At 34.6% G+C, this 6,215-nt stretch carries 6 protein-coding genes; 1 reads left to right on the forward strand and 5 read right to left on the reverse strand.

Features of this window, described 5'->3' with window-relative positions; translation table 11 throughout:
* Window positions 1–60 precede the first annotated feature (60 nt).
* The 5 genes from FC88_RS07580 to FC88_RS07600 all read right to left on the reverse strand — a co-directional run bounded on the left by FC88_RS07580 (window position 61) and on the right by FC88_RS07600 (window position 4,641).
* Window positions 61–1,038 carry a cation diffusion facilitator family transporter gene (locus FC88_RS07580; RefSeq protein ID WP_057814364.1) on the reverse strand — a complete coding sequence of 326 codons (978 nt, stop codon included), beginning with the start codon at window positions 1,036–1,038 and terminating at the stop codon, window positions 61–63.
* A 55-nt stretch (window positions 1,039–1,093) separates the two neighbouring features.
* Window positions 1,094–1,399, reverse strand: a complete 306-nt coding sequence (locus FC88_RS07585) for a PTS sugar transporter subunit IIB (RefSeq protein ID WP_057814366.1) — start codon at window positions 1,397–1,399, stop codon at window positions 1,094–1,096.
* Window positions 1,400–1,486: 87 nt separating this feature from the next.
* Window positions 1,487–3,109 (reverse strand): ABC-F family ATP-binding cassette domain-containing protein, encoded by a 1,623-nt coding sequence (locus FC88_RS07590; RefSeq protein WP_057814368.1) that lies wholly within the window; start codon window positions 3,107–3,109, stop codon window positions 1,487–1,489.
* A 74-nt stretch (window positions 3,110–3,183) separates the two neighbouring features.
* Window positions 3,184–3,915: a sulfite exporter TauE/SafE family protein gene (locus FC88_RS07595; protein ID WP_057814370.1), complete on the reverse strand. Its 732-nt coding sequence runs from the start codon at window positions 3,913–3,915 to the stop codon at window positions 3,184–3,186.
* A 27-nt stretch (window positions 3,916–3,942) separates the two neighbouring features.
* Complete coding sequence (locus FC88_RS07600; protein WP_057814372.1) at window positions 3,943–4,641, reverse strand: EAL domain-containing protein; 699 nt, start codon at window positions 4,639–4,641, stop codon at window positions 3,943–3,945.
* Between the two features lie 130 nt (window positions 4,642–4,771).
* Here FC88_RS07600 and FC88_RS07605 point away from each other — a divergent pair, with 130 nt between their 5' ends.
* Window positions 4,772–6,151 (forward strand): FAD-dependent oxidoreductase, encoded by a 1,380-nt coding sequence (locus FC88_RS07605; RefSeq protein WP_057814374.1) that lies wholly within the window; start codon window positions 4,772–4,774, stop codon window positions 6,149–6,151.
* The last annotated feature ends 64 nt before the right edge of the window (window positions 6,152–6,215 follow it).

Raw genomic sequence — 6,215 nt, forward strand, 5'->3', positions numbered from 1 at the left:
GTGTTTTTTTATTTATTTTTTCTTAAGGTGGCTAACTTGATTATAAAATTCGCCGTGTTTTTATTTTTTGGGAACAGTAGTAAGTGTCACATCATAAACATCGTATTTCTGATAAAGTTTATCCTTAATTTTACCCTTTAATTGATAAATCAACATTGCGGTATCTTCTGCATCGACTTTTATAATTATGTCGACAATTAACATATTTCCATTATATCTACTACTTAAATCAACCACATCTAGGACTTCTTCAAAACTATTAATGTCGTTTCGCATGCTTTTTTCCAATACAGGATCAACGTAATCTATCAAGTTCAAAGCTGCTTCTTGAAAAATCACAATTCCTTGCCACAAAATAAATAATCCAATCACTACACTTACAACGCTATCGAGAAATGATATTTTCAAAGCAATTGATATCAAAACTGTGATCATCGTACTAAAACTGGTTGCAACATCTCCTATGCTATCTTTGGCAGCTGCTTGTAAGGAAGAATTGTTCAACTTTTTTCCATTGTGATAATTAATGTACCAGACCACTAACATCAAAACGGTTGCGATACTTGCGCCAATGGCAGAAACAAGATTAGGTCTTTCAAGAATGCTTAAATTTAGCAACCCCTTTATACCGCTATAAATAATTTGAATTGCAATCAAAATAATTATCAAGCTGGTCACTAAAGTAAAAACAGTCTCCAACCTAAACCGGGAAAGCTGCAACGAATTTTTACTACGAATACTTTCCTTTGGCAAATCTCGTCCAAGAATATCATCATCATCGACATCGGTTGCTTCTTTAATGCCAAAAATTAATACTCCAGTTGATAAAACTCCCGAAAGATTGTTTAGCGCATCAGCTCGCAGTGCCTGAGAATTACCAACTTTAGCTAACCAATATTCAATAATAGTAATCAAAATATAAATGAATATATTAATATACAAGAATTTTGTTGAATGTTTTAATTTATTTATTTCTTTTTCCTGAAGTGACCTTTGTAAATTGGATTCTTTAGAAAAGTAATCTTCAAATTTTTTCATACTCTACCTCAAGACTAAGTAAATGACAATTTATAAAGAATGTAAAATAATTAACTCATTTAATCATGGAAAGAGCCAAATCCAAAACCTTTTCACCATCCATCGTGCCAAAATCCTTCATACCTATTACCGCGACCGGAACATCAACTTCCTTAACAACTAATTTAAATAAATATTGAATTTGAGGGCCTAACAAAATAACATCTGGACTATATTTTTTACATTCATCAGGAATAGTCGATCCTGCCGTTGCAAATATTGATACATCAACGTTTCTTCTCTTTGCTGCTTTCTCCATTTTGGTAACTAATAAAGAAGTTGACATCCCACCAGCACAAGCCAACATGATAACTTTTGACATAAGATTAGCCCTCCTATTTTTATGTATGCGTTATCATTATACGACAAAAAAAGACCCGGAAATCAACTGACTTCTGAGTCTTAATTATTATTTATCCAACTCATTAATCTGAGCTTGAACTTGTTCATTACTTCTAAATTCATCATAAGTAGTATCACTACGATCAACCACACCATTAGCAGTTAAGTAAATCAAACGGTTAGCAACTGTTTGAATGAATTGGTGATCATGTGATGCAAACAAAATTGAACCCTTGTAATCAATCAAACTGTCATTCAAGGCAGTAATTGATTCCAAATCCAAATGATTAGTTGGGTCATCTAATAACAAGACGTTAGCTTTCAACAACATCATCTTCGACAACATAACACGAACTTTTTCACCACCGGATAAAACGTTGACCATCTTAGTAACATCGTCACCAGAGAACAACATTCTACCTAAGAATCCACGCAAGAATGTATCATCATCTTCGCCTTTTTCAGCAAATTGACGCAACCAATCGATAATTGATGTTTCTTCATCAAACATAGCGTTGAAGTCTTTTGGCAAGTAAGCTTGGCTAGTTGTAACTCCCCAAGTAACGGTACCAGAATCAGGTGTGATTTCACCAGTTAAGACCTTGAATAAAGCTGTTGTGACCATATCGTTTTTAGCTAAGAAAGCCACTTTGTCGTCTTTATTCAAAATAAAACTAACATTCTTCAAGATTTGCTTGCCATCGATAGTAACTGATAAATCCTTAACTTGTAGCAAGTCATTACCAATTTCTCGGTTAGGGACAAATTTGATAAATGGATAACGTCTGGAACTAGGTTGAATATCGTCTAAAGTAATCTTATCAAGCATTTTCTTACGGGAAGTGGCTTGCTTAGATTTAGATGCATTGGCCGAGAAACGGGCAATAAAATCTTGTAATTCTTTGATTTTTTCTTCTTTTTTAGCATTTTGATCTTGTTTCATTTGTTGAGCTAAAGCTGAAGATTGTTGCCAGAAATCATAGTTACCTGCATAAAGTTGAATCTTACTGTAATCAAGATCAGCCATGTATGTACAAACTTTATTCAAGAAGTAACGGTCATGGGATACAACGATAACAGTATTTTCAAAGTTGATCAAGAATTCTTCTAGCCAATCGATTGAGTCAACATCCAAACCATTTGTAGGCTCATCTAGTAGCAAAACATCAGGTTGACCAAAGAGCGATTGAGCCAACAAAACTTTAATCTTTTGACCAGCAGTTAAGTTAGCCATTTTTTCTTGATGTAAACTTTCAGGAATATTCAAGCCTTGAAGCATTTGCGAAGCTTCACCTTCTGCTTCCCAGCCGCCCATTTCACCAAATTTTGCTTCAAGATCGGCAGCTCTTAGACCGTCTTCTTCACTAAAATCAGGTTTCATATAAATAGCATCTTTTTCTTGCATGATTTCATACAAGTCAGTGTGTCCCATAATGACAGTTTCCATAACTGTATAGTCATCATAATCAAAGTGGTTTTGTTTCAAAGTTGCCAGACGTTCGTTAGGTCCAAGTTTAACTGAACCAGTTGAAGGTGCAATTTCCCCAGACAAAACTTTCAAGAAAGTTGATTTACCGGCACCATTAGCACCAATCAAGCCATAACAGTTACCGGGTGCAAATTTGATATTTACATCTTCAAATAGCTTTCGGTCGGCAAAGTGCAAACTTACGTCATTAACAGTAATCAAATATATAATCCTCATTTCATAAACATAGTTAATGTGCATTATACGGACTATTTTCAACTGATGCAAGAGATTTATCACAATGCCATGGCAATATAATAAATCCCACTTAATCCAATAAAGATATAAATCAAAGTTTTCATAAAACTAATATTTAAATGGCTCACTAATCTATTAGCAATGAATGTTCCAATAATTGATCCTATTATTCCCACGGCTACAAATTTTAAATTATTCAACGACAAAATACCATTAGCAAAACGTAAGCTAGTCATAATAAAGGTATCGATCAAGAAGAATGTTTGAATGCTTGAAAGATATTTCTCCTTAGTATCAGAAATCGTCAGAAAGTATAATGCCATCAATGGCCCACCGATTCCAAACATTCCATTGAAGAATCCTGAAATCAAGGCAAAAATAATCATAACAAACAACGGAATCTTACTAATAGTAATCGATTTCCAATTCATAAATACGTAATATAAAGATAAGGTCACTAATAGTAATCCCAAAAGTAACTTCAAGTGACAAGCTGGCAGATTGCTACTCAAATGCAGTGAAATTATTGCCATTGAAATATAGATCAAAAATGGTTTGATTATCTTGCGCCATTCAAAATACTTTCGATAATGCCAAACGACCATCACATTAGCAACGACCATCGTTAATGTCGAGACCCCAGCGCTTTGATTGATTGGCAATAGATGCGGCAAAAAAACCATCATCACGATACCCGACCCAAAACCAGTCACACCCTGAACAAAGCCCGCCATCATTGCCGCAACCAGCATAATAATTATCCAAAACATATGATGGCTCCTCTACAATAAAAATTATTATTTTTTATAATATTGTTCATCTCCTGGTAATGATAATAATTCAGGCTTGCCATAATAATAACCTTGTCGTAAGTTGATTCCCAGATTACTACTCATTTTGGCATCCTTATCATCTTCAATTCCTTCCAATATCAAACGTTGACCATATTCTTGACTAATTCCTTGCCACATAATCAACTTTTTCTGTAATTCTGGATCTTCATTTTGTGAATTGAAGTTTTGAAGTGCAAATTTTAATTCAGAGGCCATCGGCAAAAAGCTTCTAATCTCCTCTAGGCTATTGTCACCCGTACCAACATCATCCAAAGAAATTTGCATCCCATGCTCCATGAAATTTCGTAGATGAGGAATCAAATAAGCATCAGAATATTTCTTGGGACCCTCTTCTTCCGTCAATTCGACAACTACCTTGGTTGGAAACAACTGTAATTGGCTTTTTATGATGGCTTCTTCCATCCTCGTATCTAGCAATTGTTCGCGATTAACATTAACTGAGCAATAATCTACTTTGAGCCCGAGAATCTTTGTCGTCTCTACCAACAATTTAGAAGTCATTTCCGTGCTGATCTCAGAAAAGGATTTTGGCAAACGCCACCCTTCTGGAGTCAATTGCTTAATCAATAATTCATAACCGTAAATCGTGTCGGTCTTTATATCAATTTGTGGTTGTACAAAATAACGATAAATTTCATTCATAATCTCAATTCTTTCCTATATATCAAAACGATATATTTACTTTTTATAGTAAAAACGTATATACTTTTAGTATAATCCAATTAACGAAATATTTATATTTGGATATTAAAAGAAAAGTTGTGGTAATTCAATGAAAATAGTCATAGTTGGGTGTACTCATGCTGGTATCGCCGCTATAAATCAATGTTTAAAGTATTATCCCGATGCAACCATAGCAGTATATGAGCGCAATCGGAATATATCCTATCTATCTTGTGCTACATATTTACATATCGCTGGCTCCGTTAAAAATCTTGATGAAGCAATGTATGCTAATCCAGAACAATTCATTAAAAAAGGTGTTCAAATGCGGATGCAACATGACGTTATCGAAATCGATGGCAAAAATCATACTATTTTGGCTCAAGATCTCCAAACAAAGGAATTCATCCATGATACATATGATAAATTAATTATGACGACTGGTTCTAAAACTACGATTCCTGTGATTCCCGGTATTGAAAGTACTAAAGTAATGCTTTGTAAAACTTGCGACCAAGCTCAAGAGCTTTACAAAGCATCAAAAAATGCCAAGACAATTGCTATCTTAGGAGGAGGATATTCTGGTGTTGAACTTGCCGAAGGTTATTTAAAATCCGGTCACCAAGTTATTCTCTTCCAACGTAAAGAACAATTACTGAACCAATATCTTGATATAACTATCGCTCAAAAAGTCAAAAAATTACTACTAGACAATAACGTCAAAGTAATGACTAATACCGTGGTGACTCGCTTTAACGAAACCGACGATGGTAAAGTGCTAGTTAAAACTAGTGCTGGTGACTATCTAGTCGACATAGTTACGATCTGTCCTGGTGTTTTACCGCAAGCTGACTTACTCAAAGGACAAGTTGAATTGGCTAAAAATGGTGCCATCATGACCAACGAATACATGCAATCATCTGATCCTGATATTTTTGCAGCTGGTGATGTTACCGAAGTTCATTATAATCCAACTCTTAATTCCAAATATATTCCTTTAGCATCACATGCTATCAGACAAGGCGCTTTAGCTGGAGCCAATGTGATTGAACCAAAATTTAAGACCATTGGTACTCAAGCTACAACAGGTATGCTAGTATTTGGAAACACTGTTGCCAGTACTGGTCTGACTTTACACGAGGCTTTAAATGAAAATTTTGATGCCCAGGAAGTCTTTTTTGAAAGCAACTATCGACCTGATTTTATGCCTACTAATGCTAAAGTTAGTATCGAATTAGTTTATGATCGTAAATCACATCAAGTTCTAGGAGCCCAATTGATGAGTGAACATGAGGTCTCCCAATCAGCCAATACTATTTCAGTCATCATCCAGAATAAAAATACCATCGACCAATTAGCTTATCTCGACATGCTCTTCTCACCTAATTTTGATGAACCATTCAATTATCTTAATTTGGTTGCTCAAAAAGCAGTCGATAAAGAATATCAATATTCAAAAAATCAAAAATTATTTTTGAGGTTACCTTAATGAAATTAAATATCCGCAAATTGCAAGAACAAGTTAGCCACTTTGGAAAAATAAAGAAAAGTTA

It is taken from the genome of Companilactobacillus futsaii JCM 17355 (assembly GCF_001435505.1).
GTDB classification, from domain to species: domain Bacteria; phylum Bacillota; class Bacilli; order Lactobacillales; family Lactobacillaceae; genus Companilactobacillus; species Companilactobacillus futsaii.

Coding starts and splice junctions, on each gene's coding strand:
- FC88_RS07580 (WP_057814364.1), bottom strand. CDS start 1,038: ATGAAAAAATTTGAAGATTACTTTTCTAAAGAATCCAATTTACAAAGG.
- FC88_RS07585 (WP_057814366.1), bottom strand. CDS start 1,399: ATGTCAAAAGTTATCATGTTGGCTTGTGCTGGTGGGATGTCAACTTCT.
- FC88_RS07595 (WP_057814370.1), bottom strand. CDS start 3,915: ATGTTTTGGATAATTATTATGCTGGTTGCGGCAATGATGGCGGGCTTT.
- FC88_RS07600 (WP_057814372.1), bottom strand. CDS start 4,641: ATGAATGAAATTTATCGTTATTTTGTACAACCACAAATTGATATAAAG.
- FC88_RS07605 (WP_057814374.1), top strand. CDS start 4,772: ATGAAAATAGTCATAGTTGGGTGTACTCATGCTGGTATCGCCGCTATA.